This is a genomic window from Parendozoicomonas verongulae, from assembly GCF_009711465.1.
Taxonomy (GTDB): domain Bacteria; phylum Pseudomonadota; class Gammaproteobacteria; order Pseudomonadales; family Endozoicomonadaceae; genus Sansalvadorimonas; species Sansalvadorimonas verongulae.
Window position 1 is genome coordinate 103,130 of sequence record NZ_SMME01000873.1, and the last position, 1,814, is coordinate 104,943.

The following is a 1,814-nucleotide window of genomic DNA, read 5'->3' on the forward strand; positions in this document are numbered from 1 at the left end:
CCATTATCGACGCTGAACTGGACAATCCTGATCTCGGGCTCCTCTCCGGGCAAATGCGAACAGCTCCAGCTTCAGCAAGCAAATCCACATCTTCGATCAGCCCGCCCACCATGGAAATTCCTGATGATGACGAGTTAGTAATGCGCCTGTTTCTCCCCTACATATCTTCTGCTTCTGACTCCCGTAGACACCTGAAAGATAAAATCGCCACGTCATTGATCAAGCTCTACAACCATTATGAACACCCTGCCCCCAGAAGCCTCAGTAACGCCAGCGGCGATGTCTCTGGTAGTAGCCTTTACAATGCCCTTTATACTATAAGAGAAAAAGCCTTGGTTGGTGCAGAAGAGCCGTACTTAGATATAAGCGGATACACTCCTGTGAACATGGGGATGCTCATTCATCTGCTTAACTCACCTGATCTCTCCATAGGCTTACGCTCTCTGGGCAAAGCTGTCTATGACAGAGCGATCAACGGGGAACTGAGTCCAGGAGACAAAGACTTGAGGGAAACAGCTATGCGTTACTTTGAGGTCATGAAGAGAGAGAACTTCCGAAAAGCACTGCATGGAGGCAGGAGAATAATAGCCGCAATAAAGGACCATGATAACTTGGACAGTGAAAACTGCCAAGCCCACGATCAGCTTCAACTCGTGTGTCCTCGTCCCCACCATTTTCGGCACTCTCACATGACTCACTTCACAACTCACGTTCGTGATATAGCCCCTATAAATTTTGGCACCCCACTGGAGCACCTGAAACCAGTGAAATTCCATTATGGAGCAAAACAGCCATAACTCATCTCTGAGCAGCCATGGAAGGCTCACTAGCCTCAAAACAAAAGATCACTCAGGCCTGAAAATTATACTCTATGCTTCGGCTCCTGCTTTCTTAGCACATATGCAGATTACGGAGCCATACTGAAATGCAGAATAGTCTTAGAAGCACCAAACTTTATGCTGTACTCAAAATCGCATTATTAGCCTTATCTTTATGTTGTATCTCACTTCAGTCATATTCAGGGCAGACAAAACTCAATATCGCCACAAACGTTGTGTACGAGTTTGACTCAACAGAACTGAAGATGAGTGGCTTTAATGGGCTAACCCAGAAAAAAGAGAAGAACGGGGAGGAAACACGTATTTCTATTGTTTCTGTTGGTAAAAAGCCTCAGGAATTTATTGAATTAAGCCCTTCTGACCCACCAACACGGGGTACCCTTCATGTCACAATATTAAGGCCCAGAGACCAGGAAAGCAGTAGTACATCACTCTCCATAACCTACTCTTCAGGCAATTCATTACCACCTCCGTCCTATGAGGATATAACGCCAGCCTTACAGGATATGGTTATTACTGAATGGCAGCCTGGGAAACTGGGAGTCACCTTACCAGCAAGGGAAAACGCACTTTCATCTCTATCCCTTAATGGTGGCTCTGCCAGGCTCACTGCCCCTGAGCATGAAATCATCATGGCGTTTAGCTGCAAGAATACACACTGGAATTACATTCTCTCAAAACACCCGGAAATTATGCTGGATCATCAGGGTTATACGTTTAACAGCACAAAAGATCTCGAAACACGCCCTGCGAATGACCTGATAGTCATCATGCATCTGATAGACGACCATAAGCGGTCCAGAGTGACTATCCACACAGTCAAGGGTCTTGAAACCGCAGGAGCCGAAGGGGAAGACTACACACTGGACACAGCGGAAAGGTCTCAGCTTATACGACTTGCCCCGACTGAAACGTTCGTGGCTCTGGCACGTCACGTCAATATCCCCGAACCGGATATAGCCAGTGTCACAACAA

2 protein-coding genes are annotated in these 1,814 nt (G+C 46.7%); both read left to right on the forward strand.

Going from position 1 to position 1,814, the window contains the following annotated elements; genetic code table 11:
* The coding region (locus E1189_RS21780) for a hypothetical protein (RefSeq protein ID WP_196221565.1) at positions 1-797 on the forward strand (797 nt) is incomplete at its 5' end.
* Between the two features lie 287 nt (positions 798-1,084).
* Positions 1,085-1,814 (forward strand): hypothetical protein (locus tag E1189_RS24055; protein ID WP_196221566.1); only part of this gene is annotated, 730 nt, incomplete at its 3' end.